The sequence below is a fragment of the Roseateles violae genome, from assembly GCF_030410485.1.
Lineage (GTDB): Bacteria > Pseudomonadota > Gammaproteobacteria > Burkholderiales > Burkholderiaceae_C > Roseateles_D > Roseateles_D violae.
The window spans coordinates 121,602-148,348 of the sequence record NZ_JAUHHC010000002.1; the positions used below are offsets into that span (position 1 = coordinate 121,602).

Annotated in this window: 26 protein-coding genes; 9 read left to right on the forward strand and 17 right to left on the reverse strand. The window is 71.1% G+C overall.

What is annotated here, in order from left to right; translation table 11 throughout:
- Positions 1–15: 15 nt before the first annotated feature.
- The 3 genes from QWJ38_RS24060 to QWJ38_RS06090 all read right to left on the reverse strand — a co-directional run bounded on the left by QWJ38_RS24060 (position 16) and on the right by QWJ38_RS06090 (position 3,957).
- Entirely contained in the window at positions 16–3,033 is a 3,018-nt protein-coding gene (locus QWJ38_RS24060; protein ID WP_434063949.1) for a thrombospondin type 3 repeat-containing protein, read from the reverse strand.
- Between the two features lie 97 nt (positions 3,034–3,130).
- Positions 3,131–3,370 carry a VF530 family protein gene (locus tag QWJ38_RS06085; RefSeq protein WP_290358173.1) on the reverse strand — a complete coding sequence of 80 codons (240 nt, stop codon included), beginning with the start codon at positions 3,368–3,370 and terminating at the stop codon, positions 3,131–3,133.
- The gene (locus QWJ38_RS06090; RefSeq protein ID WP_290358174.1) at positions 3,367–3,957 is read right to left on the reverse strand and encodes a lysophospholipid acyltransferase family protein; all 591 of its coding nucleotides are present in this window, start codon (positions 3,955–3,957) and stop codon (positions 3,367–3,369) included. The genes QWJ38_RS06085 and QWJ38_RS06090 overlap by 4 nt, the downstream gene beginning before the upstream one ends.
- 215 nt (positions 3,958–4,172) lie before the next feature.
- Between QWJ38_RS06090 and QWJ38_RS06095 the strand changes: the two genes are divergently transcribed.
- Positions 4,173–4,775, forward strand: coding sequence for a pyridoxamine 5'-phosphate oxidase family protein (locus QWJ38_RS06095; RefSeq protein ID WP_434063950.1), 603 nt, complete (start codon positions 4,173–4,175; stop codon positions 4,773–4,775).
- A gap of 5 nt (positions 4,776–4,780) precedes the next feature.
- Here QWJ38_RS06095 and QWJ38_RS06100 read toward each other — a convergent pair whose 3' ends face one another.
- Positions 4,781–5,089, reverse strand: a complete 309-nt coding sequence (locus QWJ38_RS06100; protein WP_290358175.1) for a 2Fe-2S iron-sulfur cluster-binding protein — start codon at positions 5,087–5,089, stop codon at positions 4,781–4,783.
- 95 nt (positions 5,090–5,184) lie between these two features.
- Here QWJ38_RS06100 and QWJ38_RS06105 point away from each other — a divergent pair, with 95 nt between their 5' ends.
- The 4 genes from QWJ38_RS06105 to QWJ38_RS06120 are packed head-to-tail and all read left to right on the forward strand — an operon-like array spanning position 5,185 to position 9,339.
- Positions 5,185–5,682 (forward strand): M48 metallopeptidase family protein, encoded by a 498-nt coding sequence (locus tag QWJ38_RS06105; RefSeq protein ID WP_290358176.1) that lies wholly within the window; start codon positions 5,185–5,187, stop codon positions 5,680–5,682.
- The gene (locus QWJ38_RS06110) at positions 5,679–6,629 is read left to right on the forward strand and encodes a tRNA dihydrouridine synthase (protein WP_290358177.1); all 951 of its coding nucleotides are present in this window, start codon (positions 5,679–5,681) and stop codon (positions 6,627–6,629) included. Before QWJ38_RS06105 ends, QWJ38_RS06110 begins: the two co-directional genes overlap by 4 nt.
- Positions 6,626–9,010 (forward strand): DUF3772 domain-containing protein, encoded by a 2,385-nt coding sequence (locus QWJ38_RS06115; RefSeq protein WP_290358178.1) that lies wholly within the window; start codon positions 6,626–6,628, stop codon positions 9,008–9,010. Before QWJ38_RS06110 ends, QWJ38_RS06115 begins: the two co-directional genes overlap by 4 nt.
- A complete protein-coding gene (locus tag QWJ38_RS06120) occupies positions 9,007–9,339 on the forward strand; it encodes a translation initiation factor Sui1 (protein WP_290358179.1) in 333 nt (110 codons plus the stop codon). The genes QWJ38_RS06115 and QWJ38_RS06120 overlap by 4 nt, the downstream gene beginning before the upstream one ends.
- A gap of 21 nt (positions 9,340–9,360) precedes the next feature.
- On the opposite strand, the gene QWJ38_RS06125 is transcribed toward QWJ38_RS06120, so the two are convergent.
- The 6 genes from QWJ38_RS06125 to QWJ38_RS06150 all read right to left on the reverse strand — a co-directional run bounded on the left by QWJ38_RS06125 (position 9,361) and on the right by QWJ38_RS06150 (position 14,410).
- A complete protein-coding gene (locus QWJ38_RS06125) occupies positions 9,361–9,864 on the reverse strand; it encodes a tetratricopeptide repeat protein (RefSeq protein ID WP_290358180.1) in 504 nt (167 codons plus the stop codon).
- A 16-nt stretch (positions 9,865–9,880) separates the two neighbouring features.
- Positions 9,881–11,038: a TIGR03118 family protein gene (locus QWJ38_RS06130; protein ID WP_290358181.1), complete on the reverse strand. Its 1,158-nt coding sequence runs from the start codon at positions 11,036–11,038 to the stop codon at positions 9,881–9,883.
- 99 nt (positions 11,039–11,137) lie between these two features.
- A complete protein-coding gene (locus QWJ38_RS06135; RefSeq protein ID WP_290358182.1) occupies positions 11,138–11,845 on the reverse strand; it encodes a TorF family putative porin in 708 nt (235 codons plus the stop codon).
- Positions 11,845–13,125 (reverse strand): S8 family peptidase, encoded by a 1,281-nt coding sequence (locus tag QWJ38_RS06140; protein ID WP_290358183.1) that lies wholly within the window; start codon positions 13,123–13,125, stop codon positions 11,845–11,847. The genes QWJ38_RS06135 and QWJ38_RS06140 overlap by 1 nt, the downstream gene beginning before the upstream one ends.
- Positions 13,122–13,769, reverse strand: coding sequence for a zf-HC2 domain-containing protein (locus tag QWJ38_RS06145; protein WP_290358184.1), 648 nt, complete (start codon positions 13,767–13,769; stop codon positions 13,122–13,124). Before QWJ38_RS06145 ends, QWJ38_RS06140 begins: the two co-directional genes overlap by 4 nt.
- The gene (locus QWJ38_RS06150) at positions 13,766–14,410 is read right to left on the reverse strand and encodes an RNA polymerase sigma factor (protein ID WP_290358185.1); all 645 of its coding nucleotides are present in this window, start codon (positions 14,408–14,410) and stop codon (positions 13,766–13,768) included. The genes QWJ38_RS06145 and QWJ38_RS06150 overlap by 4 nt, the downstream gene beginning before the upstream one ends.
- A 91-nt stretch (positions 14,411–14,501) precedes the next feature.
- Here QWJ38_RS06150 and QWJ38_RS06155 point away from each other — a divergent pair, with 91 nt between their 5' ends.
- The gene (locus tag QWJ38_RS06155) at positions 14,502–15,686 is read left to right on the forward strand and encodes a serine hydrolase domain-containing protein (protein WP_290358186.1); all 1,185 of its coding nucleotides are present in this window, start codon (positions 14,502–14,504) and stop codon (positions 15,684–15,686) included.
- An 8-nt stretch (positions 15,687–15,694) separates the two neighbouring features.
- Here QWJ38_RS06155 and QWJ38_RS06160 read toward each other — a convergent pair whose 3' ends face one another.
- Complete coding sequence (locus QWJ38_RS06160; RefSeq protein ID WP_290358187.1) at positions 15,695–15,985, reverse strand: hypothetical protein; 291 nt, start codon at positions 15,983–15,985, stop codon at positions 15,695–15,697.
- Between the two features lie 36 nt (positions 15,986–16,021).
- Here QWJ38_RS06160 and QWJ38_RS06165 point away from each other — a divergent pair, with 36 nt between their 5' ends.
- From QWJ38_RS06165 to QWJ38_RS06175, 3 genes are all read left to right on the forward strand, one after another.
- Positions 16,022–18,448, forward strand: coding sequence for a tetratricopeptide repeat protein (locus QWJ38_RS06165; protein ID WP_290358188.1), 2,427 nt, complete (start codon positions 16,022–16,024; stop codon positions 18,446–18,448).
- A 52-nt stretch (positions 18,449–18,500) separates the two neighbouring features.
- Positions 18,501–19,931 (forward strand): ATP-dependent RNA helicase DbpA, encoded by a 1,431-nt coding sequence (dbpA, locus tag QWJ38_RS06170; RefSeq protein ID WP_290358189.1) that lies wholly within the window; start codon positions 18,501–18,503, stop codon positions 19,929–19,931.
- 128 nt (positions 19,932–20,059) lie between these two features.
- A complete protein-coding gene (locus tag QWJ38_RS06175; RefSeq protein WP_290358190.1) occupies positions 20,060–20,278 on the forward strand; it encodes a hypothetical protein in 219 nt (72 codons plus the stop codon).
- Positions 20,279–20,320: 42 nt separating this feature from the next.
- On the opposite strand, the gene QWJ38_RS06180 is transcribed toward QWJ38_RS06175, so the two are convergent.
- The 6 genes from QWJ38_RS06180 to QWJ38_RS06205 all read right to left on the reverse strand — a co-directional run bounded on the left by QWJ38_RS06180 (position 20,321) and on the right by QWJ38_RS06205 (position 26,729).
- Positions 20,321–22,108: a glutamine--tRNA ligase/YqeY domain fusion protein gene (locus QWJ38_RS06180; RefSeq protein WP_290358191.1), complete on the reverse strand. Its 1,788-nt coding sequence runs from the start codon at positions 22,106–22,108 to the stop codon at positions 20,321–20,323.
- 49 nt (positions 22,109–22,157) lie between these two features.
- A complete protein-coding gene (locus QWJ38_RS06185; protein WP_290358192.1) occupies positions 22,158–22,472 on the reverse strand; it encodes a 2TM domain-containing protein in 315 nt (104 codons plus the stop codon).
- A gap of 154 nt (positions 22,473–22,626) precedes the next feature.
- Positions 22,627–23,442: a LytR/AlgR family response regulator transcription factor gene (locus tag QWJ38_RS06190; RefSeq protein WP_290358959.1), complete on the reverse strand. Its 816-nt coding sequence runs from the start codon at positions 23,440–23,442 to the stop codon at positions 22,627–22,629.
- A gap of 5 nt (positions 23,443–23,447) precedes the next feature.
- Positions 23,448–24,548 (reverse strand): sensor histidine kinase, encoded by a 1,101-nt coding sequence (locus QWJ38_RS06195; RefSeq protein ID WP_290358193.1) that lies wholly within the window; start codon positions 24,546–24,548, stop codon positions 23,448–23,450.
- Positions 24,545–25,273 carry a DUF6622 family protein gene (locus QWJ38_RS06200; protein WP_341850494.1) on the reverse strand — a complete coding sequence of 243 codons (729 nt, stop codon included), beginning with the start codon at positions 25,271–25,273 and terminating at the stop codon, positions 24,545–24,547. The genes QWJ38_RS06195 and QWJ38_RS06200 overlap by 4 nt, the downstream gene beginning before the upstream one ends.
- Positions 25,191–26,729 carry a helicase HerA-like C-terminal domain-containing protein gene (locus QWJ38_RS06205; protein ID WP_290358195.1) on the reverse strand — a complete coding sequence of 513 codons (1,539 nt, stop codon included), beginning with the start codon at positions 26,727–26,729 and terminating at the stop codon, positions 25,191–25,193. The genes QWJ38_RS06200 and QWJ38_RS06205 overlap by 83 nt, the downstream gene beginning before the upstream one ends.
- Positions 26,730–26,747: the final 18 nt, after the last annotated feature.

The following is a 26,747-nucleotide window of genomic DNA, read 5'->3' on the forward strand; positions in this document are numbered from 1 at the left end:
GCCGCGCCGCTGCGCTCAGGGCCGCACGCCCGAGGGCCCCGGCGGCGCCCCGAACAGCGCCCTGAAGCGGGCCAGATCGAGCGCGTTGACGATGCCGTTGCCGTCCAGATCGAACTCCGGATTGCTGGTGCCGAAGGCGGCGCGGAAGCGCGCCAGATCGAGCGCGTTGACGATGCCGTTGTTGTCGACGTCGGCATCGCAGAGATTGCCGTAGCCATCTCCGTCGGCATCTTCCTGGCCCGGGTTGCTGACCGCGCTGCAGTTGTCCAGCGCATCGGCGATGCCGTCACCATCGCTGTCCGCATAGCCGCTGCCGACCAGGGCCGTCGCGCCGGCCAGCGCCAGATCGGCCGCATCGTCGACCGCGCGCGCCTCGAAGGCGATCAGGCGGCCGTTGCTGAAGCCGGCCGGCACCGTCAGCGGCATTGTCAGCGTCATGCTGCCGCCTGGCTGCAGGGTGCCCAGGCTCCAGGTCACCAGGTCGTAGGGGCTGCAGTTGCCGCCGCAATTGGCCGGCGGGCTCATGAGGGCCTGGTTGACCACATTGGCGCCCTCGGGCGGCATGCGCGACTGCACCGTCACATTGAGCAGCGGCACGGCGCCGACGTTGCGCACGCGCAGGATGGCCGTCAATGGCTGGCCGGCGGCCACCGGATTGCGCTGCAGGGCCAGCGTGAGCTTGAGCGGATTGAGCGGCACGATGCGCGTCACATGGCTGGCGCGCGCCTGCTCCAGCCCGGTCACCGCGCTCGTTGCGCTCAGCTCGGCCGCGTCGACCAGCAGGCGTCGATGCGGCGGCGCGCTGGCCGGGATGTTGACGCTCAGCACGCGCTTGCCGCCGCTGCCGGCGAGCAGGGTGCCGAGCTGCCAGCTGACGCGGTTGCCGCTGAGCGTGCCACCGCCCGCGCTGGACAGCAGCGCGCCTTCCGGCAGGGGGAAGCTCAGCGTGGCGCCGGTCAGCGCGCTGCTGCCGCGGTTGCCATAGAGGATCGAGTACAGCACCCGTTCGCCCGGCGCGGCGGCGTCCTTGTCGGCATTGACGGCCAGCGCCAGCGCGCCGTCGGGATCGACGGCCACCGTGTGCCGCGCCGTCATCATCGGCACGCCGTCGGCGCGCACCTCGGCCTCCTGGGCGATCAGGCGGCCGGAGGCCAGGCCCGCGCTGACCGGGGCCGGCAGGCTGACCGTGACGGCGGCGCCGGGCGCCAGCGTGCCGATCGTCCAGCCGACCAGGTCGTAGGGGCTGCAGTTGCCGCCGCAGTTGGCGCCGCCGCTCAGATAGACCTGGTTGATCACATTGACGCCCTCGGTGGGCATGCGCGCGCGCAGCGCGGTGCCGAAGACGGTCTGGTCGCTGCGGTTGGCGACGGTCAGGGTCGTGCGCAGCGCCTCGCCGGGGCGCGCCGGATCGGGATTGCTGGCGTAGCTGAGGTCCAGCACCGGATTCGCCTCGACCCGGGTCACCAGGCCGGCGCGCGACTGCTCGGACCCGGTCACCGCGCTGCTGCCCGAGAGCGCCGCGGCATTGACGCGTAGCAGCGTGCCCGAGGCCAGGCCGGCGCCGACGTTGACCGCGACCTGGCGGCGCCCCGACTGGCCGGCCGGGAGGGTGCCGAGATTCCATGTGACCACGCCGGCCACATGGGTGCCGCCGTCGCTGGCGGAGACGAAGCTGGTGCCCGGTGGCAGCGGCAGGCGCAGGCTGGTGCCGGTCGACGAGGATGTGCCGCGGTTGCCGTAGCTGAGCGTGTAGCGCAGCGGCTCGCCGGGCATCACGCTGTCCTTGTCGCCGTCCAGCGCCAGCGCCAGCAGGCCGTCGGCATCGTTGGCCACCGTGTGGCGGGCTACCGCCATCGGCACGCCGTCAGCGCGCAGCTCGGCCTGCAGGCCGATCAATCGGCCGGAGGCGAAGCCGGCCGTGACGGTGGCCGGCAGGCTCACCGTCACCGAGGCGCCTGGCGCCAGGCTGCCGAGGTTCCAGCCGACCAGGTCGTAGGGGCTGCAGTTGCCGCCGCAGTTGGCGCCGCCGCTCAGATAGACCTGGTTGATCACATTGACGCCCTCGGTGGGCATGCGCGCGCGCAGCACGGCGCCGAAGATGGTGGCGTTGCTGCGGTTGCTGGCCGTCAGCGTCGCGCGCAGCGCCTCGCCGGGGCGTACCGGGTCGGCCTGCACCGCATAGGCCAGGCCCAGCACCGGGTTGCTCTGCACCCTCGTCAGCAGGCTGGCGCGCGCCTGCTCGGCGCCGGTCACCGCGCTGCTGCCCGCCAGCAGCGCCTGGTCGATCGCCAGCAGGGCGCCCGAGCCCAGCCCGGCACCGACGTTCACCAGCACCTGCTGGCGGCCCGACTGCCCGGCCTGCAGGGTGCCGAGGTTCCAGCTCACCACGCCGGCCGCATGCACGCCGCCGCCGCTGGCGGAGACGAAGCTGCTGCCGGCCGGCAGCGGCAGGCTGAGGCTCGTGCCGCTGACCGCGGCGGTGCTGCGGTTGCCATAGCTGAGGGTGTAGACGAGCTGCTCGCCGGGCGCCGCGCCGTCCTTGTCGGCGTCCAGGCCCAGCATCAGCGCGTTGTCGGCATCGACGCTGACCGACTGCTGCACGGTCGCCTGTTGCACCGCATTGACATAGGCGGCGGCCGGCACGGTGATCACCGTGCCGTCGGCGGTGCCGGCGCTGACCGTCATCGGCATCGACACGGTCACGCCGGCGCCCGGCGCCAGCAGGCCGATAGTCCAGTTCACCAGCTCGTTGGGACTGCAGTTGCCGCCGCAGTTGGCGCCGCCGCTCAGATAGGCCTGGTTGATGGTGTTGACGCCGGCGGCCGGCATGCGGGCCTGCAGGCTCAGATTGGCCAGCGGGGCCGCGCTGTCGTTGGTGACGGTGATCAGCGCGATGATCGCTTCGCCGGGCCGCACGCGATCCGGGTTCAGCTGTATGCCCAGTTGCAGCGCCGGCGCCTGCGCGGCGACGACGGCCAGGCACAAGGGGAGCAGGCCACGCAGCGCGTGGCGAAGGAAGGGGGTCGAAGTCATGCCGGGTCCTCCAGGCGAGTGAAGGGATCTGGCTTTGACAATAGGCAGCCGCGACGCGGCCGGCGGCGCGCTGTCGCCGTATTCGGGGGCCTTACCCCTAGCTTCGCGGCCGCTGTCGCGCCTGCTCGCGGCGCATGAACAGATAGAGGCTCTCGACCTTGGCCCGTGCCCAGGGCGTCTTGCGCAGGAACTTCAGGCTCGAGGCGACGCTGGGCTCGCTCTGGAAGCAGCGGATGGCGATGCGCCGGCCCAACTCGTCCCAGCCGAAATACCGGGCCAGCTCGGTGACGATGGCCTCCAGGCTGAGGCCGTGCAGCGGATCCTTGTCGCCGTTCATTGGTGGTCGAACTGCTGCCAGTTCTTGCCCTTGAACTGCGCGTAGTACTGCTTGATCTTGGCCATGTCGGCCTCGACATCGCCGCTGGGCTGGAACACCGGCCCGAGGCCGCTCAAGCGGCGCGGATAGTCCATATAGGCCAGCACGATGGGCACGCCGGCCTCGTGGGCGATCCAGTAGAAGCCGGTCTTCCAGAAGCGCGTCTTGCTGCGCGTGCCCTCGGGCGGCACGATCAGCTGCACCGGGCCGTCGGCGGCGCGCAGCGCGGCGGCCGAGGCCGCCACCAGATTGTTCGACTGCGAGCGGTCGACGGCGATGCCGCCCAGCCAGCGCATCAGGCCGCCGAAGGGCCAGGAGAAGATCGAGGCCTTGCCCATCCAGTAGATGTTCAGCCGCAGCGCGAAGGCCACCATCAAGGTGTAGGGCAGGTCCCAGTTGCTGGTGTGCGGCGCGGCGATCAGTACGCACTTGGGCTGGGCGGCCGGCAGCGCGCCGTCCAGCTTCCAGCCGCGCAGGCGCAGCCAAGCCAGCGAGAGCGCGCGCAGCGTGCTGTTGACGAGGGGCGTGGTGAAGATCGTGCGGTGCATGGTCGGTACTGCGCGGGGACAAAGCCTCCGATTGTCGCCTGCGGCTGCCGCTTTATGAGGCAGTCCGACTTCCGGGCTGTGAAATCAATCACTTGGCGGCGGCATGCGCAGGCTGTGCACGGACTTGTCCACAAGCGCTGTGGATCGTCGGCGGCGCCGGGACTAGGATCGCGATGGGCGGCCGGCCCCTCCGGCCCCAGGCCCGAGGAGGCAGCATGGCGGAGCCCACGATGTATCACGCCGGGATGCGGCAACTGCAGGACGCCCGCGACACGCGGCGGCTGGCCGACCGGCTGGCGCAGGTGACGCTGCGCCGCCGCTTCAGCGAGGAGGACCGCGCCTTCATCGCGCGTGCGGCGATGCTTTTCGTCGCGACGGCCGACGCGCAGGGCGGCCCGGACTGTTCCTACAAGGGCGGCCTGCCCGGCTTCGTGCGGGTGCTCGACGAAAGCACGCTGGCCATTCCGGACTATGACGGCAATGGCATGTACCGCAGCTGGGGCAATCTGCTGGTCAATCCGCGGGTCGGCCTGCTGTTCCCGGATTTCGAGCGCCAGCAGCGCCTGCGCGTCAACGGCGTCGCCAGCATCCGCGCGGACGACGAGCTGCTGGCGCAATGCCCGGGCGCGGTCTTCATCGTGCGTGTCAGCGCGGAGCTGATCTTCCCCAACTGCCCGCGCTATCTGCACAAGATGCAGCTGTTCGAGCATTCGGTCCATGCACCGCGCCCGGACTACGAGCCGCCGGTGCCGGCCTGGAAGGGCTTTGCCGAGTTTCGCGACGCGCTGCCGGCGCGCGACCGACCCGACGCCGTCTGAGGCCTTCAGCCCGGGTCGGGCCGCTGCGTCGCCGGCGCCGCGATGCGCAGATCGCTGCGCGGGCAGGCCACGCAGGGCAGGATCCAGCCCTCGTCCTTTTCCTCGCGCGACAGTCCCGGCCATTCGATCCGGTAGGCGATGCGGCCCTCCAGCAGCTGTGCGATGCAGGCGCGGCAAGTGCCGTTGCGGCAGGAATGCGGCAGCACCAAGCCGGCGGCCAGCGCCGCCAGCAGCACGGTCTGGGGCTCTTCGCAGTCGAAGGCCCAGGCCTGCGGTTCGATCACGATGCGGTAGCGGCTTGCGGCGTCGTCCATCCGCCCATCATGCCCGCTCGATACAATCGCAGGCCCGTGAGTCCTCACCCAGCCCGTTCGGCCCCTGCAGCGGCCCGGATCGAATGACCCCAGCGATGAAGTACCTGCAAGGCTATCCGCCGGCCTTGTTGCAGCAGGTCGGCGAGATGATGGCGCAAGGCGAGCTCGGCCCCTGGCTGGCGCGGCGCTATCCGGAGCCGCACGGGATCAAGAGCGACAAGGCGCTGTTCGACTACACGCAGGAGCTGAAGTCCCGCTTCATGCGCAACGCAGCGCCGCTGAACCTGGTCCGCTTTGATGCCAAGCTGAAGATCATCCAGCATGCGCTGGGCACGCACACGCGCGCACCGCAGCAGCAGGGCGCCAAGACCAAGATGCGGCGCGAGATCCGCATCGCCTCGCTGTTCCGCGAGGCGCCGGCGGAGTTCCTGCGCATGATCGTCGTGCACGAGCTCGCGCATCTGAAGGAGCTCGAGCACGACAAGGCCTTCTATGCGCTGTGCCACCACATGGAGCCGAACTACGCGCAGCTGGAGTTCGACACCCGGCTGTGGCTGACGCACCGGGAGCAGCCGGAGCCGCCCGCATCATGATCCTGCTGGCGCCGATGGAGGGCCTGCTCGACCATATGCTGCGCGATGTGCTGACCCGCGTCGGCGGCATCGACCGCTGCGTGTCCGAATTCATCCGCATCACCGACCAGCTGATGCCCAATCGGGTGTTCACCCGCATCGTGCCGGAGCTTTTGAACGGCGGGCGCACGCCGGCCGGCGTGCCGGTGCGCGCGCAGCTGCTGGGCTCCGACCCGGTCTGCATGGCCGAGAACGCGGCCAAGCTGGCCGCGCTCGGTCCCGAGGGCATCGACCTGAACTTCGGCTGCCCGGCCAAATGCGTGAACCGCCATCGCGGTGGCGCGGTGCTGCTGGACGAGCCCGAGCTGCTGCGCGAGATCACCGCCGCGGTGCGCCGCGCGGTGCCGGCCGGCATCCCGGTCTCGGCCAAGATGCGGCTGGGCTATCTGGACGACTCGCGCACGCTGGAATGCGCGCAGGCCCTGGTCGACGGCGGTGCCGGCGAGCTGGTGATCCATGCGCGCACCAAGGCCGATGGCTACAAGCCGCCGGCCTACTGGGATCGCATCGCCGCGGTGCGCGCGGCCGTCGCCGTGCCCATCGTCGCCAATGGCGAGATCTGGAGCGTGGCCGACGCGGCCGCCTGTCGCGTGCAGTCCGGCTGTGCGGACCTGATGCTGGGCCGCGGCATGGTGGCCGATCCGGGCCTGGCGCTGGCGATCCGCTCGCCCGGCGCGCCGCCGCTGGTCTGGGGCCAGCTCTTGCCGCTGATGCAGGACTTCTTCGCGCTGGTGCGCGCTCATGTGGCGACGCGCCACCAGGCCGGCCGGCTCAAGCAGTGGCTGCACTATCTGCGCCGCCGCTATCCGGAGGCCGAGGAGGCCTACCAGCGCGTGCGCACGATCAATGCTCCCGATCAACTGGTGCTGGCGCTGTTCGGCCCGCCCGCCCTCCAAGAGGCTGCATGAGCATCTTCAAGTCCTTCTGCCTGCTGCTGCTGTCGCTGGGCCTGCTGGCCGGCGCGGCGCGCGCCCAGGATCCCGCCGAGATCGACGCCAGCCTGGACGCGGCGCGCCAGCAGGTCGAGCGCTTGAAGAAGCGGCTGCAGGAGGATCAGCCCGGCAATGCCGAGCTGATCGAGTACCGGCAGAAATTGCTGGGCCTGCAGCAGCAGGCGCAGCAGATCGCCCAGCAGCAGCAGCCGGCCTTCGACAGCGCGCAGGCGCGGCTGTCCGAGCTGGGCCCCGAGCCGACGGGCGTCAAGGAAAGCGCCGACGTGGCCGAGCAGCGCCGCGTGCTGAAGAAGAGCAGCGAGCAGCTCGGCGCGCAGCTGAAGCTGGCGCGGCTGCTGGCGCTGGAGAGCGAGCAGCTGGCCGAGGAGATCGGCGGCCAGCGCCGCGCGCGCTTTCGCGCCGAGCTGTTCGAGCGCAGCGACTCGCTGCTGTCGACCGCCTTCTGGGACGAACTGCGCAGCGGCGCCGGCCGCGACGGTCACCGGCTCGAGGCCTTCGAGGCGCGCGTGCGCTCGGCCGCCGCGACCACGCCGCCGCAGCGCTGGCTGGCGCTGGCGCTGCTGCCGGCGGCCGCCATCGTCCTGCGCCTGTGGCTGAAGCAGCGCGTGGCGGTGCTCAGCGCCGAACGGGCGCCGCCGGGGCGGGTGCGGCGCTCGCTGCTGGCGGTGGCGCGGGCGCTGCTGGCCATGCTGGTGCCGGGCGTTGCCGCCTATGCGCTGATGCAGGGCATCAGCGGCGGCCTGAGCGCGGGCGACCCGATGCAGGAGCTGGCGCAAAGCATCATCGGCGCCGTCTGCTTCTCGGCCTATATCACCGGCTGCGGCCGCGCGGTGCTGTCGCCAAAGCGGCCGTCCTGGCGCCTGCTGCCTATCCCCGATTCGGTCGCCAGCGGCCTGCGCTGGTATCCGGCGCTGCTGGGCACGGTCACCTTTGCCGGCTGGTTCCTCTTGCGCCTGGCCGCCGCGGCGCCGCTGAATTTGGCGCTGGAGGTGATCATCATCGCCGCCGACGCGCTGCTGCTGAGCGCGCTGCTGGTTCATATCGCCCATCGCGGCGAGCGGCTGCGCCGCCAGGCGGCTGCCGAGGCCGGCGAGGCGCCGCGGCCGCCCTGGTTGTCGCTGATCCTGTTCGGCAGCTGGGCGATCTTGGCCGCCGTGCTGCTGAGCATCCTGGTCGGCTATGTGGCGCTGGGCAGCTTCATCGTGCACCAGGCCTGCTGGGTCGCCGTGCTGCTGCTGACCGCCTATCTGCTGAACCTGCTGATCGACGACGCGATCGCCGCCTGGCTCGGTGGCGCGGCGCGGGCGCGCAAGAGCGCCGCCGAAGGCGAGGGCGGCCCGCCCTCGCGCAAGTCGCTGCTGCGCAACCAGCTGGCCGAGCTGGGCTCCGGCGTGCTGCGCCTGACCGTCTGGCTGCTGACCCTGGTGCTGATCGTCGCGCCCTTCGGCGAGAGCCCCGGCGATCTGCTGAACCGCACCGATCAGCTGCGCGTCGGCCTCTCGATCGGCGAGCTGCAGCTGCGGCCGACCATCGTGCTGCAGGCGCTGATCGTCTTCCTCCTGGCCAAGACCGGGCTGCGCCTGCTGCGCGACTGGCTGGACGAGCGCTTCCTGCCGACGACCACGCTGGACGCCGGCATGCGCAACTCGGTGACGACGCTGTTCGGCTTCATGGGCCTGGTGCTGGCGATCGGCATGGGCCTGTCGGCGCTGGGCCTGGCGCTGGACAAGGTGGCCTGGATCGCCAGCGCGCTGTCGGTGGGCATCGGCTTCGGCCTGCAGGCGGTGGTGTCCAACTTCGTCTCCGGCCTGATCCTGCTGGCCGAGCGGCCGGTCAAGGTCGGCGACTGGGTGGCGCTGGGCGGGGTCGAGGGCGATATCCGCCGCATCAATGTGCGTGCGACCGAGATCCAGATGGCCGACCGCTCGACCCTGATCGTGCCCAACTCCGAATTCATCACCAAGGTCGTTCGCAATGTGACGCACGAGAGCCCCGCGGGCCTGGTGCAGATCAAGCTGCCGATGCCGCTGGACACCGACACCGGCCGGGTCAGCGAGATCCTGCTGCGCGCCTTCGTCGAGCATGAGGAAATCATGGCGCAGCCGCCGGCCAAGGTGCAGCTGGACGGCATCGAGGCCGGCAATCTGGTCTTCAACGCGACCGGTTCGGTCGGCTCGCCGCGCCAGTCCTATGCGGTGCGCAGTGCGCTGCTGTTCCGCATCCTGCAGGACCTGCACGCCGCCGGCCTGCCGCTGCGCAATGCGCCCAGCCTGGTGCTGCGCGAGCAATCGCCGCCGCCACCGCCCGCCGCTCCCAATCCGGAACCCTCGCCATGAGCCTCGTCTACTCGACCGATCTCGGCCGCACCTGCCCGAACTGCCGGCAGGCGCTGGCCCAATGCCAATGCGGCAAGAAGGCACCGCCGGCCGGCGACGGCATCGTGCGCGTCAGCCGCGAGAAGCGTGCCGGCAAGGTGGTCAGCCTGGTCAAGGGCCTGGTCTTGCCGGACGAGCAGCTGGCGGCGCTTGCCAAGCAGCTGAAGGCCGCCTGCGGCAGCGGCGGCACGCTCAAGGACTGGGTGATCGAGATCCAGGGCGACCATGTCGAGAAGCTGATGCAGACCCTGCTCAAGCAGGGCCACCAGGTCAAGCGCGCCGGCGGCTGAGGCCAACTCGCGTCTTATCGATCAGGGCCGCTTGCTCTTGTACTCGGCGATCTTCTCCTTCAGATCGCTGTACTCCTCGCAGGGCAGCCAGCAGAGCTTGTCAAGGATCTTCAGCTGCTCCTCGGCCTTGGCCAGATTGCCGATCTGCAGATAGGCCTCGCCCAGGTATTCGTGCGCGCCGCGGTGCTTGGGGTCGAGCTTCAGCGCCTGCTCGTAGTCCTTGAACGATTTGTCCATCTCGCCGAGTTGGCGGTAGGCATGGGCGCGGTAGTTCCAGGCATCCGCCAGGCCCGGCTGGCGCGCGATCACCTGGTCCATGCGCGCGATCACCGTCGACCAGTCCTTGCGCTTCCAGGCCTCGACGCCGGCCGCCATGTCTGGGTCGGCCGGCTGGGCGACACCGCCGCGGCCGCCACCGCCGCCTCCACCACCGCCGCCGCCGCCGTCGGCCCAAGCGAGCGGTGCCGGCAGGGCCAGCAGCAGCAGGCTCGCCGCGATCGCACCCAGACCAGATCTCACTGCCATGCCGGGCCTCCTTGTTTCAGCGCGCATCGATGCGGCCATAGACGCCATGCGTCTCGTCGGCCGGGCCGGCGGTGAAGAACAGCGTCGTCGCCGGCTGGCTGTTGATGCCGTTGCCGAAGGCTAGACCCCAGAGCCCGTCGATCGCGATCGCCGAGCCATCGCTCTTGGCCAGCGCGCCCAGCATCGCGCCGGTGCTCGCATCGAAGGCATTGATCTTGCCGTCGCCGAAATTGCCGACCAAGAGCGCATTGGCGAAGGCGCCGAAGCCGGCCGGCGCCAGCGCCAGGCCCCAGGGCGCGTTCAACGCGCCGCCGGCGACCAACTGGCGGATCAGCGTGCCGGCGCTGTCGAAGACATTGACCCGACCCAGTCCCGCGCCCTTGACTTCATCGCCGCCGGCATCGCGCTTGGCATAGGCGACATAGACGCGATCGCCCAGCGTCTGCACATTGAACGGTGCGTAGCCGGCCGGTAGTCCTGGATCGACGAAGCGGCTGCCGGCCAGAGGGTTGAAGCCGGCGTCGAAGGCATCGATCGCGCCATGGGCGAAGTCGGCCGCGTAAAGCAGGGCCGCGCCGCCGGCGCTGGCCAGGGCCAGGCCCGTATAGGACTTGCCGGCCGCGCTGCCGTCGTAGACCGGCAGTGCCACCGTCGCATTGACCGACGGCGCCCAGGCGGCCAGCAGGCCGTCCTCGGTCGCGAACAGGAAGGGGCTGGGGCCGCTGGTCCCGCCGCTGCCGAGCCGGAAGTCGCTCGTGCTGCCGTTGAAGACGATGCCGATCGGCTTGGGCGGCGTCGTCACGACCAGGCTTTGCGGTACGCCCATGCCATCGTACAGCGTCGACGTAGCCGTCGCCTCGTTGGCCACCCAGACGAAGCCCTGCGGATTGAAGGCGATGCCCCAGCAGTTGACCAGCTTCGCATCGCTGTAGCTGCCGCTCATGCTGTAGGCCGATTGCGGGGTGTCGGTGACGAGCACACTGAGCGCATAGGCATTGCTCGTGCCGGTGCTGCCCGGCGCCGGCGTCATGTCGCCGCCATAGCTGCCACCCCCGCCGCAGCCGCTCAAGGAAGCCAGCGGCAAGCCCGTGGCGGCCAGCAGCAGGGCCGTGCCGCTGCGCCCGCAGAAGCAGCGTCGCGAGATATCGCTTGTTGATTGATGCTTGTCGTCCATCTCCGTCTCCAAGCACGCGCGCAAACCGGCGCGTCATGACGGTGGATGCCGGCGCCGCCGGCGACGGTTCATGTCGCCGTGCGATAAAAGGGAATGGATTTAGAACGAGATCAGCAGACCGAGCACGGCGGTGCTGCGCTGCTGCTCATAGGCGGCCGCATAAGGCCCGCCGCGCTGAACGCCGACCCAGGACAGCTGCAGTTCGTAGGCGCCGTGCCGCCAGGCCGCGCCGAGGCGCAGATCGGCCTGGGTGTCATGGGCATGGACGGCGCTGCCGCCCAGGCCTTGCAAGACACCCAGATGGGCGAACAGCTGCCAGGCCGCGTCCAGCGGCCGGTTCAGCTCCAGATCGGCATAGAGGCTGCGCATATCGCGGCCGAAGTAGTCGGGCGACAGATGCAGGCGCAGGCGCCAGCGCGGCGCGATCAGGCCGGCGTAGAGCTCGCCGTAGTCATAAGCGTTCTCAGAAGCAAAGTGGCTCAGCAGCAGGCCAGCCTCGGCGTCGAGATCGGTGGCGAGCGGGCCGACCCGGCCCAGATAGCCGAGCAGCATCGTGCTCTGCCGGTAGGCATCGAAGCGGGCACGGCCGAGCAGGGCGCCGCCATACCAGCCGCTGACGCCGTCGTAGCCGAGGCTGGCCTGGGCCTGCGGCCTCTCGTCGCTGAGCGAGATGCCGCGGTAGCGCTGGTCCGACTGCAGCGAGACGCTGCCGCCCCATTGGCCGGCGGCGGTTTTTTCTTGCGCCGCGGCCACGGCGGACGCCAGGCTCAGCGCGATCAGGACAGCCCGGCGGATGCGGCCCGCCATCACTCGGCGGGCGCCAGGTCGGCGGCTGTGGCGCAGCTGAGCCGCGGCTGACCCGGCGGGCTGCGTCGCTGCACGCTGGCGCAGGCGTCGATGCGGCCGCCGGCATCGGTGACCAGGGCGCTGCGCCAGGGCGAGCCGGCGCTGCCGGCGGAGACCCGTTCGACGCCGTGCCCCAGCTCCTGCAGCAGGGCCAGCAGGCCGGCCACATGCGGCGCCGCGAATGAGGCGCCGCTGAACAGGGCCCAGCCGCCGCCGGCGGCGGCGCTGGGCACATCGCGGCCCGGCGCCAGCAGCACGCCGGGTCGTGCTGCGGCGTCGCTGATCGCCAGCACGCCGGCATGCGAGGCCGGGAAGCGCTGAGGACCGCCGGTCTCGGCGCTGGCCGCGGCGACCACGGCGATGCGCCGTGCCAGCGCCTCGTCGAGCAGGCGCGCCAGCAGCCGGTCCTCGGGGCCGGCGAGGCTCATATTGATGATCTGCACGCCCTGGTCGATCGCCCGGTGCAGGGCCTTGGCCAGACTCAAACTCGTGCACAGGGTGTCGCTGGTCGCCGCGGCCTGCCAGCAGGCGCGCAGGGCCAGCAGCCGCGCCTCAGGCGCGACGCCGGCAATGCCCAGGCCGTTGTCGGCGCGCGCGGCGATGATGCCGGCGACGGCCGTGCCATGGCGCTCGCCGGCCGGCGCGCGGCCGTCGACGAAGTTCTCGCTGGCCTCCAGCTGGCCTTGCAAATCCGGATGGCCGGCCTCGACGCCGCTGTCGATGACGGCGATGCGCACGCCGCGCCCGGTCGCCAGCCGGTGCAGCTCGGCCAGCCGCCATTGCTGGGCGGCCGGCTGGGCCGGGTAGAGCGGATCGCGGTGACCGATGGCGCCTGCCTGCGTGCGGTAGAGCTGCATCGGCTGCGCCCAGGCGACGCGGCCGTCGCGGCCCAGGCGCTGCAGCGCTTCCTCGGCCGCGCGGCCGGGCGGCAGACGCATCACCACGCAGTCGACGCCGACCAGCGGCATCGGCCATTCGCCGTCCAGTTCCAGCCCATGCTCGCGCGCCAGACTCTCGGCCAGGCCTTGGCGCGCGAGCCGGCCCTGGGCGCTGCCATAGCCGCCGGCGTAGCTGCCGTCGGGCCGGTAATGCGGCCGGGGCCGCTCCAGCATCACCAGCAGCTGGCGTTGCGCGGCTGTTGCGATTCCGTTCTCGAGCTCATCCCCGGGGGGCGGCTGCGACGAGGCATTGCAGGCCCATGCGGCCAGCAAGCCCAGCACGCACAGCCAGCGGCGCTTCATCGCCCGCCCTCGGCCTGCAGCGGCTCGGCCAGGCTGACGATGCGCTCGGCCCGCAGGCGCTCCAGCGCATGGCGGCGCGCGGCGGCGTCGCCGCCGAGCTGTAGCAGCCAGGCATTGCCGCCGGTCGGACCGCCGACCAGACGGGCGCCGCTGGCGCGCAGCGCCTGGCGGATCTGCGCCTCGGTGGCGGCCGGGTCGAACATCACCAGCGCGTCGGCGGCGATAGCGGGCGCCGCGGCCGACAGGCCGTGGTAATCGGCCGGCTGCGGTCGCGGCAGGAACAGCAGCATCGCCAGCAGGCCGGCCAGCGCCGTGCCCTGCAGTCCCAGCGCCCAGCCCAGCCAGCGCGGCAGGCTGGGGCGTGCCGCACGCGCTTCGGCGCGCGCCGGCAGCCGCGCGCGCAGCCGCCGCAGACCGGCCTCGACATCGCCGGGCTCGGCGCTGCGCTCGGCGCGGGGCGACAGCTCGGCCAGCAGGCGGCGCTCGGCCTCGCACTCGGCCCGGCACTGCGGGCAGGCGAGCAGATGGCGCTGCAGCTCCAGCTGCTCCTCGGCCTCCAGCCGGCCGCGCAGATACCAGGGCAGCAGCGCCTGCACCGCATGGTGCGGATCGCGCTCGATCGGAACGACCTTGTGCTCGCTCATCCCGGTTCTCCGGGCAGGGCCGGGCCGAAGTCGGCCAGCAGCGGGCGCAGCCGGCGCCGCGCATGGAACATCCGCGTCTTCACCGTCTCGGCCGGACAGTCGACGATCTGCGCAATCTCGCGGTAGTCGAAGCCATGGAAGTAGCAGAGCTCGACGACCGCGCGCTGCTCGGCCGACAGCCCGCCCAGCGCCTGCGCGAGCCGGCGCTGCAGCTGGCTGTGGCCCAGGCGCCGCTCGGGGTCGGCCTCCGCATCGGCGACCGCCTCGGCGGCGCCGTCGTCATCGGGGGGCAGGTCTTGCCGGCTGAGCGCCTTCAGCGCCTTGCGGTAGGCGATGCCGAAGATCCAGGTCGAGAGCTTGCTGCGGCCGTTGAAGTCCTGGCCGCGCTGCCAGACCAGCAGCAGGGTGTCGTCGAGCAGTTCCTCGCTGAGCTCGGGCCGGTGGGTCAGCCGCTCCAGAAAGCGGTACAGCCGCGGGTAGTAGATGCGGTAGAGCGCCTCGAAATCGTCGCGCCGGCCGCGCACGATGCCCTGCAGCAGCTGCAGCTCGGCATGCTCGGCCGAATCGGCGCGTGCGGAGCGCGGCGGCGCGAGCGCGCCGTCGGCAACCGCCTTGCTCTTGCTTGTGCCCCATCCGAACATCACCCGGCCTCCGCGTGGCGTGTATGCCGATTGGAAGGCAAAAGGTTCATCTCGGCTAGCATCGCCAGCGTTTTCTCCAACCCGCCTATCGATGAAGCGCCGCCACAGCCTGCTGCTCGCCCTGTCCCTCGGCCTGACCCTGCCGCTGGCCCTGCCGGCGCGCGCCGCCGAGTCCGCCGACTATTTCCCGCCCCGCCACGACTGGCAGCGCCGCACGCCGCAGCAGCTGGGCGTCGACGAGGTGAAGCTGGCTGAGGCGCTGCGCTTCATCGCCGGCCAGGATAACCCCGCGCCGCGCGACCAGGCGCTGGCGCTGGCGCAGAGCTTCGGCGCCAAGGAGCCGCATTTCGGCGGCCTGATCGGGCCGACCAAGCCGCGCGCGGCGATCAACGGTCTGGTCGTGCACCGCGGCTATGTGCTGGCCGAATGGGGCGACACGCACAGCGTCGACATGACGCACAGCGTGGCCAAGACCTTTCTGAGCACCGTCGTCGGCCTGGCCTGGCAGCAGGGCCTGATCCGCGACGTGCACGACCGCGCCGGCGCCTATATGCCGGCCGGCGTCGATCTGTTCAGCGCGCCGCACAACCAGGCGATCACCTGGGATCATCTGCTGCGCCAGACCAGCGACTGGCAGGGCACGCTCTGGGGCAAGCCCGACTGGGCCGACCGGCCCGAGGGGCGGCCGGACGAATGGGCGAACCGCAAGCTGTATGAGCCGGGCACGCGCTACAAGTACAACGATGTGCGCATCAACGCGCTGGCGCTGGCCGCGTTGCAGGTCTGGCGCCGGCCGCTGCCCGAGGTGCTGCGCGAGCGGGTGATGGACCCGATCGGCGCCTCCAGCCGCTGGCGCTGGGTCGGCTACGACAACTCCTGGGTCGAGCTGGACGGCCAGCGCATGCAGTCGGTCTCCGGCGGCGGCCACTGGGGCGGCGGCATGTTCATCGACGCCTGGGACCTGGCGCGCTTCGGCTACCTGTTCCTGCGCGACGGCCGCTGGGCGGGCCAGCAGATCGTCTCGCCCGACTGGATCCGGCAGGCGCGCACGCCAGGCACGGCCAACCCCGGCTACGGTTATGCGAACTGGTTCCTGAACACCGGTCGCAAGCTCTATCCGGCCGCACCGGAGTCGGCGGTGGCCTTCCTCGGCAACGGCCAGAACGTGGTCTACATCGACCGCGACAACGACCTCGTCGTCGTCCTGCGCTGGATCGACAACGGGCCGGCGCTGAACGAGTTCCTGGGCCGGCTGCTGGCGGCGCTCAAGCGCTGAGCGCTGCTTCAGTAGCGGCCGCCGCCGTGCCGTCCGCCGTCCACGTGGCCGTCATAGCGGTAATGGCCGCGCGGGCCGTAGGGCAGCACGCAACAGCCACCCAGCATCGAACCGACGAGCGCCGCGGCTGTCAGCCGCAGCGCCAGTTGTTTCAGCTTGGTCTTCATGATGTGGTGTTTCCTAAAGAGGTGCAGCACCAGCGCTGCCTGTGCTTTCAACGGAGCCACTAGCGCCGAGTTGACCGCGCGGCGCCGCGGCCATTGCAAAGCCGCGTAAAGCTGGCCGGCCGCGCGCTTCATTTACATTGAGCAGCCCGAGAGCTTGGAGCGCCCCGCATGGCCGTTCATTTCTTCCGCGGCCTGCTGGCCGGTCTGTGCATCGCCGGCACCGCTGCGGCCGCTGCCGCCTCGTCGACGCCGGCGCCGGCCCCGACGACGGCGCGGTTGACCGTGCTGCTGGAGCAGCAGGACTACCGCGCGGCCGAGCCGCTGCTGCGGCCGCTGCTGGCCCGGCGAACCAGCAGCGAGGCCGAGCGCGCGGCGATCTATGTCTGGCTGTTCGCCCGCGACGACCTGGCCGAGGTCGAGCGGCGCGCGGCGCTGGGCGAGGCGGCCGTCGACCGGCAGGCGCGCGGCCGCCTGGCGCTGGAGCGGCGCGATTTCGAGCCGGCGCGGCAGCAGTTCGAGGCGGCGCTGGCGCGCGCGACGCGGCCGGCCGAGCGCGCCGCGGCCCTGAAGGGCCTGGGCCAGATCGCCTACCAGCAGCGCGATTTCGACGCCTCGCTGGCGCGGCTGCAGCAGGGCCTGGCCGAGCAGCGCACGGCCGACGGCCTGGTCGCGCTGGCCGACACCTTGATCCGGCTCGGCCGCACCGAGGAGGCGATCGCCGCCGCCGAGCAGGCGCTGGCGCTGAACCGCTTTCACGAGCAGGCGCATTACCTGCTGGGCAATGGCTACACGCGGCTCAGCTATACGCAGCTGGAGCAGCGCGATCCGGTCGCGCTGAAGGCGGCGACGGCGCTCGTCCACCAGGGCGCCGCGGCCTTTGTGCGCGGCGACTTCGCGGCCGCCCGGGATTTGGGCTTCGGGGCACTGCGGCGCTGCCCCGGCTTCGGCCGCGCCCATGCACTGCTGGCCAAGGCGCTGGAGTCACAGCGCTTCGCGATCGACGTGCACCGCGCCGACTACGAGCGGCGCTTCGCCGCCCTGCCCATGCCCGAGGTGCCCGCCATCGAGCGCTATGTGCTGAACTGGGCCGAGCTGTCGCCGCGGCACCAGAAGCGGGTCGCGCTGTCGGTGGCGCCCTGGAAGGCCTTCATCCCGCTGCTGGTCGAGGGCGGGGCCACGCATTACATCAAGCCGCTGGACATGAAGCTGTCGGACACGCCGGGCGGCCGCGCGCTGAAGGACCAGCGCATCGAGTACGACTCGCGGCTCTGGGACGATGTGCGCGGCGCCGGCGGCTATCACACGGTGACCGGCATCGAGGATGTCGAGCGCAGCATCTTCGAGCGCTACAACACGGTGCTGCATGAGCTGACGCACCAGGTCCATGGCGTGCTGACCGCCGAGCAGTCGCGCGCGATCCAGGAGCTCTACCGCCAGGCCAAGGAGCGCGACGCCAAGACGCGCCAGGCCTTCCTGTCGCGCTATGCCGGCGGCTCGGTCTGGGAGTATTTCGCCGAGGGCGCCAATGCGCTCGAATCGCCGCGGCGCGACCGCTTCGACCACCGCGAGATCGTGCGCGAGCGCCTCGCCGAGCTCGATCCGGCACTGCTGGGCCTGGTGCAGCAGATGTTCGCGCTGCGCGAGGTTTCGGCCAGCCTGCCGATCGCCTTCGTCAATGCCGGCTACCAGCGGCTGGAGGACGGGCAGTTGGCGCCGGCGCTGGACTTCTTCGAGCGCGCACGCCAGGTCGCGGCCAGCGACGAGCGCGTGCTGGGCGCCAATCTCTACGGGCGGGCGTTGCAGGGCGACGGCAGCGGCGTGCGCGCGCTGGCGGCCGAGGCGCTGGCCCTGCATCCGCGCAGCGGCGAGCTGCGGGTGAGCGCCAGCGATGCGCTGTGGCACAGCGGCCGGCCGCTGGCCGAGCTGGCCGCCGAGCTGGCGGCCGCCCGCGAGGGCCTGGCCGGCGAGGATCGCTTCCGCGTCGAGCTGGCCCTGGCCGATGCCTGGCGCAAGCTGGGCGAGGGCGAGCGCGCGCTGGCTGCCTATGAGGCGGCGCTGGCCTACCAGGCCGACAGCCCGGAGGCGCTGTGGGGCCGCGCCGCCAGCCTGGCGCTGCTGCGGCGCTGGGACGAGGCCTTCGCGCTCTACGAGCGGGTGACCCGGCTGCGCACCGGCCTGCTCGCCCTGCGCACCGATCAGGCGCGCGATCTGCTGCGTGCCGGCCGCTTCGAGCCCGCCCGCGAGCAGCTGCAGGCGGCGCGCCTGCTGGACGCCGGCGACCCGAACCTGCTGGCGCTGGAGGGGGCCTGGTCGCTGCTGGCGGCGGGCGATGCGGCCGCCGCGCTGCGCCAGGCCGAGGCGGCGCTGGCCAAGGGGCCCTGGTGCGATCTGGCCCTGATCGTCCAGGCCGCCGCGCTGCGCGCGCTGGGTCGCGCGGACGAGGCGCGCCTGGCGCTGACGCCGCTGCGCCGGCGCATCGAGCAGGGCGCCGCGCCCGGCTATGTGTTCCGCCCCGAGCAGTCGAGCTGGATCTCGGTCCATGAGCTACCGGCCGTCGAGCGGGCCTGGATGGAGGAGCTGCTGGCGCGGCGCTGAGCCGCTTTCCAGGGGCCGGCGCGCGCCGGCGGTCATCAGGGACAATACCGAGATGACCGCCACCCCCGCCGCCTCGGCCGACCCCTCCCGCTCCTTCGCCCGCCTGCCGCTGTCCGCGGCCATGCAGGCCAATCTGGCCCAGCATGGCTATGTCGAGATGACCGCGATCCAGGCGGCCAGCCTGCCGCTGGCACTGGCCGGCCATGACCTGATCGCACAGGCGCAGACCGGTAGCGGCAAGACGGCCGCCTTCGCCCTGGCCCTTTTGCACCGGCTCGACGCCGCGCGCATGGAGCTGCAGGCGCTGGTGCTGTGCCCGACGCGCGAGCTGGCCGAGCAGGTGACGCAGGAGATCCGCCGGCTGGCACGGGCGGCCGACAATATCAAGGTGCTGACGCTGACCGGCGGCTCGCCGATGCGGCCGCAGATGGAGAGCCTGGCCTTCGGCGCCCATATCGCCGTCGGCACGCCCGGCCGCATCCTCGACCATCTGGAGCGCGAGAGCCTGGACCTGGGCCGGCTCAACACCCTGGTGCTGGACGAGGCCGACCGCATGCTGGACATGGGCTTCTTCGACGATATCGCCGCCGTCGCCCGCCGCGCGCCCAAGCAGCGTCAGACCTTGCTGTTCTCGGCCACCTATCCGGAGGGCATTGCCAAGCTCGCCGGCCAGTTCATGCGCGAGCCGAAGGAGATCAAGCTCGACCAGGCGAGGACCCAGACGCCGGCGCGGATCCGCCAGCTGGCCTACGAGGTGGCGGAGACCGAGCGCCTGCATGCGGTCTCGCTGCTGCTGAATCATTTCCGACCGGCCAGCACGATCGCCTTCTGCAACACCAAGCAGCAGTGCCGCGACCTGGTCGACGTGCTGACGGGGCAGGGCTTCGTCGCGCTGGCCCTGCATGGCGATCTGGAGCAGCGCGAGCGCGACCAGGTGCTGATCCAGTTCGCCAACCGCAGCTGCTCGGTGCTGGTTGCCACCGACGTCGCGGCGCGCGGCCTGGACATCGCCCAGCTGGAATGCGTGATCAATGTGGACACGACGCCCGACGCCGAGGTCCATGTGCACCGCATCGGCCGCACCGGCCGCGCCGGCGCCGAAGGGCTGGCGCTGACCCTGGCCAGCCTGGACGAGATGGGCCGCATCGGCCGCATCGAGCAGATGCTGGGCCGCGAATCGGTCTGGGAGCCGCTGGACAGCCTGACGCCGGCGCCGGGCGGCCCGTTGCTGCCGGCCATGGACACGCTGCAGATCCTGGGCGGCCGCAAGGAAAAAATCCGTCCCGGCGACATCCTGGGCGCGCTGACCGGCGAGGCCGGCTTCGAGGCGACGCAGATCGGCAAGATCAATGTGACCGACTTCCACAGCTATGTGGCGGTGGAGCGCGGCATCGCCCGCGAGGCGGTCAAGCGCCTGTCCGAGGGCAAGCTGAAGGGCCGCAAGGTCAGGGTGCGGCGGCTGGCCGAGCTGGCCGCGGCGTGAACTTGTGCGCCGCCGGCTGGCGATCGGCGTAACAGCCGGTGTTTCACGCGACGTTTGCACGGATGCCCGGCGGCCACAGCCCCTACGCTTGCGTCAACGCCCGTCACCACTCGGACGTTGGAGCAGACATGAAGTACCTCGAATCGTCCTGTGCCAGCGAACCGCAGTTCCTGCTGCGATTTCAGTCGCTGTTCCATGCGGGCCGGGCGCTGACCTTTCCCTGCAATGCGCAGGGCGATGTCAGCATGGACGCGCTCAGCGAGCGCGCGCTGGAGAACTACCTGTTCGCCCGCGCCGTCATCGGCCACGAGTACGCGACCCCGGTCGTGCAGCGCTGCGAGGCCTGAGCGGCCTCCCGATGAACAAGGGGCCCGCAGGCCCCCGTCCGTTTATTTGCCGAAGCTGTCGCGCAGCCCGGTGATCTTGTTGAACACCGGCTTGCCCGGCCGGTGATCGACGCGGTCGGCGACGAAATAGCCGTGGCGCTCGAACTGCAGCCGGGTGTCGGCGGCAACCTCGGCCAGCGAGGGTTCCAGATAGGCGCTGACCACCTTCAGGCTGGCCGGGTTCAGCACCTCCAGGAAATCGCGGCCACCGGCATCGGGCTGGGCCTCGGTGAACAGACGGTCGTAGAGCCGCACCTCGGCCGCGACGGCCTCGTGCGCGCCGACCCAGGTGATCACGCCCTTGACCTTGACCGCATCGGCGCCCGGCGTGCCGCTCTTGGTGTCGGGCACGACGGTGGCCAGCACGGCGGTGATCTGGCCCTCGGCATCCTTCTGACAGCCCGTGCACTCGATCACATAGCCGTACTTCAGCCGCGCCTTGTTGCCCGGATAGAGGCGGTGGTAGCCCTTCACCGGCACTTCCATGAAGTCCTCGCGCTCGATCCAGACCTCGGGGCCGAGGCTGAACTGGCGCGTGCCCAGCTCCGGCAGATGCGGATGGGCCGGCGCGCTGCAGGGCTCGCGGTGCCCGTCGCTGCCGAAGAGCTCGGCCCAGTTCGTCAGCTTCAGCTTCAGCGGCTCCAGCACCGCGCTGGCGCGCGCCGCCTTGCCTTCCAGATCGGCGCGTAGATAGCCGTCCAGCACCGAGTAGTCCAGCCAGGCATTGGCCTTGGTCGTGCCCGAGCTGTCGACCATCGCGACGATGCTCTCCGGCGTGTAGCCGCGCCGGCGCATGCCCACCAGGGTCGGCATGCGGGGGTCGTCCCAGCCGTTCACATGGCCCTCGTCGACCAGCTGGCGCAGCTTGCGCTTGCTGGTGACCACATAGCTGAGGTTGAGGCGGCCGAACTCGTACTGCTTGGGCAGCGGCCGGGCCAGCAGGCCGCCGTCGGCCAGCGACTCCAGCAGCCAGTCGTAGAAGGGGCGCTGGTCCTCGAATTCCAGCGTGCAGATGCTGTGGGTGATCTGCTCCAGCGCGTCCTCGATCGGGTGGGCATAGGTGTACATCGGGTAGATGCACCACCGGTCGCCGGTGTTGTGGTGGGTGGCGCGGCGGATCCGGTACAGGGCCGGGTCGCGCAGATTGATGTTCGGCGATGCCATGTCGATCTTGGCCCGCAAGACCATGGAGCCGTCCGCATGCTGGCCGTCGCGCATCTCGCGGAAGCGCAGCAGGTTCTCCTCCGGCGTGCGGGCACGGAAGGGGCTGTCGGTGCCCGGCGTCGTGAAGTCGCCGCGGTTCGCGCGCATCTCCTCGGGCGTCTGCTCGTCCACATAGGCCAGGCCGGCCGAGATCAGGTACTCGGCGGCGCGGTACATGAAATCGAAGTAGTTGCTGGCGTAGAACAGGTGCGAGGTGTCGTTCGCGTCCCAGCTCCAGCCCAGCCAGGCGACCATTTCCTTGATCGCGTCGACGTATTCCTGCTCCTCCTTCTCCGGGTTGGTGTCGTCGAAGCGCAGATGGCAGACGCCGCCATAGTCGCGCGCCAGGCCGAAGTTCAGGCAGATGCTCTTGGCATGGCCGACATGCAGATAGCCGTTCGGCTCGGGCGGGAAGCGGGTGCGGATCTTGGCCGGATCGATCGGGCCGGCCGCCTGGTGGGCGGCGTCGCCGGGCGTGCCGGCGAAATGGCGGCCGGCGTTGGTGCCGGCCTCGAGATCGCGCTCGATGATGGCGCGCAGGAAGTTGCTGGGCTTGACCTGCAGGTCGTCGCTGTTCGGATGGGACATGGGCTTGGGCGGCCGCAGGAGCGACCGCCAGGGTGCTGGATCGGCCGAATTATCGACCGACTTGCTGCCGACGGCGGCGCAGCGCCTCGATTTCGCGTTCCAGCATCTGCTCGCGCAGGCCCATGCCCTGCAGCGAGACAAAGGTGACGATGCCGTGGATGGCCAGGCCCAGGCCCCAGCCCATCAGCGGGAACTGGTGCCAGCGCAGGCCGCCGCCATAGCGGCTGTTGAGCAGGTACAGGCCGGTGTTGACCAGCAGGAAGACCAGCGCATGGATGGCGAAACCGGTCTTGATGCCGACGCGGCGGGCGGCCGTGCGGCGCAGCTGGCGTTCTTCCAGATCGAGCGGGGCGGTGGTGTTCATCGGGCGTTCTCCTGTCGGTGGGTCGTCGATGGGAGTGATTCTGGGCAGCGGCGGCTGCCACGGCGACGGCTTTGCGACCAATGGCGCCGCGGCTTCGCCAACGGCGGCCCCATGGCGCGAACGGCGCGAACGGCGCGAACGGCGCGAACGCGGCTTAGAGCCCCTTGAACTGGTGCGCGTGCAGGCGGCTGACCGCCAGCTTCTCGGGGCGGCCGCGCAGATGCAGGCTGATGCGGCCGCCCTCGTCGCGCACCGCGCGCTCGATCGCGTCCGCGCGCACGATCAGGCTGCGATGCACCTGCCAGAAGCGCTGGCCGTCCAGCTGCGGCAGCAGCTCGCGCAGCGAGATCCGCAGCAGATGCTCCCTGTCGGCGGTCAGCACCCGCACGTATTTGTCGGCCGCCTCGAAGTACAGCACCTCGTCGATGGGCACCATCAGGATCTGGTTGCCGACGCCGACCTGCAGCAGGCGCAGCGGTGCCGCCGGGGCCGCCGGCGCGCCCTGGCCCAGCAGGGCGCGCAGCTGCTCGACGGCCGACTCCAGCGCCGAGGGGGGGGACGCCGTGGAGGCGGCCGCCGCGCGCTGCGCCAGCGCCGTCTTCAGGCGCTGGCAGGTTTGCGCAAGGCGCTCGGGCTGCACCGGCTTCAGCACATAGTCGATCGCCGCCTGCTCGAAGGCGCGCAGCGCGTACTGGTCATAGGCGGTGACGTAGACCAGCAGCGGGAAGGGCGTGCCATCGTCGGGCCAGTCCTCGGCCAGCTCGGCGGCCGCCTCCAGCCCGCTCAGGCCCGGCATGCGGATGTCCAGGAACAGGATGGCCGGCCGCCGGGCCAGCGCCATATCGACCGCCTCACGGCCGTGGGCGGCCATCGCGACGATCTGCAGCTCGGGCCAGCAGCGCGCCAGCTCCTGGCGCAGGTTCTCGGCCAAGAGGGCCTCGTCTTCAGCAATCAGGGCGGTGGGGGTCATGGCGCTCATGGCAGGGGCAGGGTGATGGTGGCGACGGTGCCGGCCGGCTCGGCGGGCGCGAGGCTCAGCGCGGCGGCGCTGCCGTAGCGGGTGGCCAGGCGCTCGCGCACCTGGTGCAGCCCGAATCGGGTGCCATCGCCAGCCGGCGCCTGCAGGCCGACGCCGCCGTCGCGCACCTCCAGCACGAGCCGCTCGCCGGCCAGCCGCGCGCTGACGCGCAGCTCGCCGCCGGCGATGCTGGGCTCCAGCCCATGCTTGATCGCGTTCTCGACCAGCGGCTGCAGCAGCAGCGGCGGCACCGGCAGCTCGGCCAGCTCGGCCGGCAACTCGAGCACCGGCCGCAGCCGGGCGCCCATGCGCAGCTGCAGCAGCGCCAGATAGTCGGCGATGCGGGTGAATTCCTCGCGCAGCGAATGGTTCATACCGCTGCGCGAGGCGGTCAAGGTCGCGCGCAGAAAGCCGATCAGCTGGTCCAGCATCTGCTGCGCGCGCGGCGGGTCCATGCCGATCAGGACGCGCAGATTGGCCAGGGTGTTGAACAGCATATGCGGCTCGAGCTGCGATTCGAGCAGGCGCAGCTGGTGCTCGGCCGCCTGGCGCTGCGCCGTCTGCGCCCGGGCCTCGGCGGCGCTCAGGCGGCCGCGGTGGACGAAGTAGAAGGTCAGGCCCAGGCCCGGGACCAGCGAGATCAGCATGATGGACAGACCGCGGCGCAGGCCGCTGTTCAGCACGCCGGACTCCTTGAAGCCGGTGATCCAGTTGCCCAGCTCGACGCCGGCGCTGTAGCCGGCGATGGTGCCGATCAAGAGGCTGATCAGCATCAGCGGCCAGCCGGGCCAGCCCTCGTGCAGGCTTTCGTCGCCGGGGCGCCAGCGCAGCATCAGCCGCGCGGCGGAAAGTCGCAGCGCCTGCACGAAGACGGCGCAGCAGGCGGTGATCGTGAAGCAGTAGATCAGGGTCGGCCCGGGCCGCTGGCCGAACAGCAGGATCAGGCCCAGCGCGACGCCCAGCGCGATGACGATGATGATCAGCAGCTGGCGCATCAGCCAATGTCCGATCTCGGCCGGGCTCTTGCGGGCGATCAAGATCGGGCTCTGTGCATTCATCGGGCCGATTGTGTCGCAGCCGCCGGCCGATCCGCCTGGGCCAGGATGGCGCGCGAGCGGGCCAGGAAGGCGCCGCTGATCGCGCCGAACAGCAGGCTGAAGCCGGCGGCCACCGGGGCCAGGCCGGCCAGCTCGGGCCGCAGCGCCAGCGCCATGCCCAGCGCAAACTTGGCGGCGAAGATCGCCAGCATCAGCGTCAGCGGCAGCCAGCTGCCGGGCACGAAGAAGTGCCCGGTCTCAGGCTGGTAGCGCACGCCCTGCGGCCAGCCGGCGCCCTTCAGCAAGGCCAGGCTGGCGGCCAGGCCGGCGGCCCAGGCCAGCAGCGGCAGCGCCCGCGCACCAAAGGCCGAATCGATGCCCCACAGACCGAAGGCGGCCCAGGCCAGCGGCAGCAGCAGCAGGCGAGGGCGGCTCATCAGCCGGTCACGGCTCTGGATCAGGCCCATCACGAGGATGAAGGCGAGGATGGCCCAGACCCAGACGGGGATATGAGCGAGGATGGTGCTGATCGGCATGGCGGGCTCCGGTGTGACGAGGTGGCGCCATCGTGCCGGCCGGCCGGGCGCTGGCCCAGCGCGCTGCGACGAAGCGCCGCCGGCCGGCGCCAGCGGCTGCCATCGGTCGCCAGCGGCGGCTGCTTGCTCAGCGCTTGCGAGCGCGGCCGCTGCTGGCCGCGCCGCCCAGGATGCTGCCCAGCACGCCGCGGATGATCTCGCGGCCCACAGTCGAGCCCATGGTGCGGATGGCCGACTTGGCCGCCGCCTCGGCCAGACCCTCGCGGTGGCCGCCGCGCGGGCCGGTGCTGCCGAACAGCACGTCCTTCAGGCCGTCGAGCAGGCCGCCGCCACTGCTGCTGCCCTCGGCCGGGGCGCCGCCGCCCGGTGCGGTCTGCACGCCACCGCCGGCTGCGGCGGGCTGGCGCAGCTTCTCGTAGGCCGATTCGCGGTCGACCGCTTTTTCATAGACGCCGGCGACCAGCGAATTGGCGATCAGGGCCTGGCGCTGCTCGGCCGTGATCGGCCCGATCTGGCTGCCCGGCGGCAGCACGTAGACGCGCTCGGTGATGCTGGGCCGGCCCTTCTCGTCCAGCAGGCTGACCAGCGCCTCGCCCACGCCCAGCTCGGTGATCGCCGCGGCGATGTCCAGCCCTGGCTTGGCCCGCATGGTCTCGGCCGCCGCCTTGACCGCCTTCTGGTCGCGCGGGGTGAAGGCGCGCAAGGCGTGCTGGACGCGATTGCCGAGCTGGCCCAGCACGGTGTCGGGGATGTCCAGCGGGTTCTGCGTCACGAAATAGACGCCGACGCCCTTGCTGCGCACCAGGCGCACGACCAGTTCGATGCGCTCGACCAGGGCCTCGGGCGCCTCCTTGAACAAGAGATGCGCCTCGTCGAAGAAGAACACCAGCTTGGGCTTGTCCAGGTCGCCGACCTCGGGCAGGGTCTCGAACAGCTCGGACAGCATCCACAGGAGGAAGCTCGCATAGAGCCGCGGCGCGTTCATCAGCTGGTCGGCGGCCAGGATGTTGACGACGCCCAGTCCGCCCTCGGTTTGCATGAAGTCGGCGATGTTCAGCATCGGTTCGCCGAAGAACTTGTCGCCGCCCTGGGCCTCGATCTGCAGCAAGCCGCGCTGGATCGCGCCGATGGAGGCGGCCGAGACATTGCCGTACTGCGTGGTGAACTGGGCCGCGTTGTCGCCGACATGCTGCAGCATTGCGCGCAGGTCCTTCAGGTCGATCAGCAAGAGGCCGGCATCGTCGGCGATCTTGAACACCAGCTGCAGCACGCCCTGCTGGGTCTCGTTCAGGGCCAGCATGCGCGCCAGCAGCAGCGGCCCCATATCGGAGACGGTGGCGCGCACCGGATGACCCTGCTGGCCGAACACGTCCCACAAGGTGGTCGGGCAGGCGATCGGTGCTGGCGCGTCGAGGCCGCGCTCCTTCAGCGTCGCCAGCAGCTTGTCGCTGGGCTTGCCGGGCTGCGAGATGCCGGTCAGATCGCCCTTCACATCGGCCAGGAAGACCGGCACGCCCAGCTTGGAGAAACTCTCCGCCAGGGTCTGCAGGCTGATCGTCTTGCCGGTGCCGGTCGCGCCGGTGATCAGGCCGTGGCGGTTGGCCAGGGCGGGCAGGAGCAGGCATTCGGTCCCATCGCGACGGGCCAGCAGAATCGGGTCGGGCATGGGGGCTCCAGGGCGGCA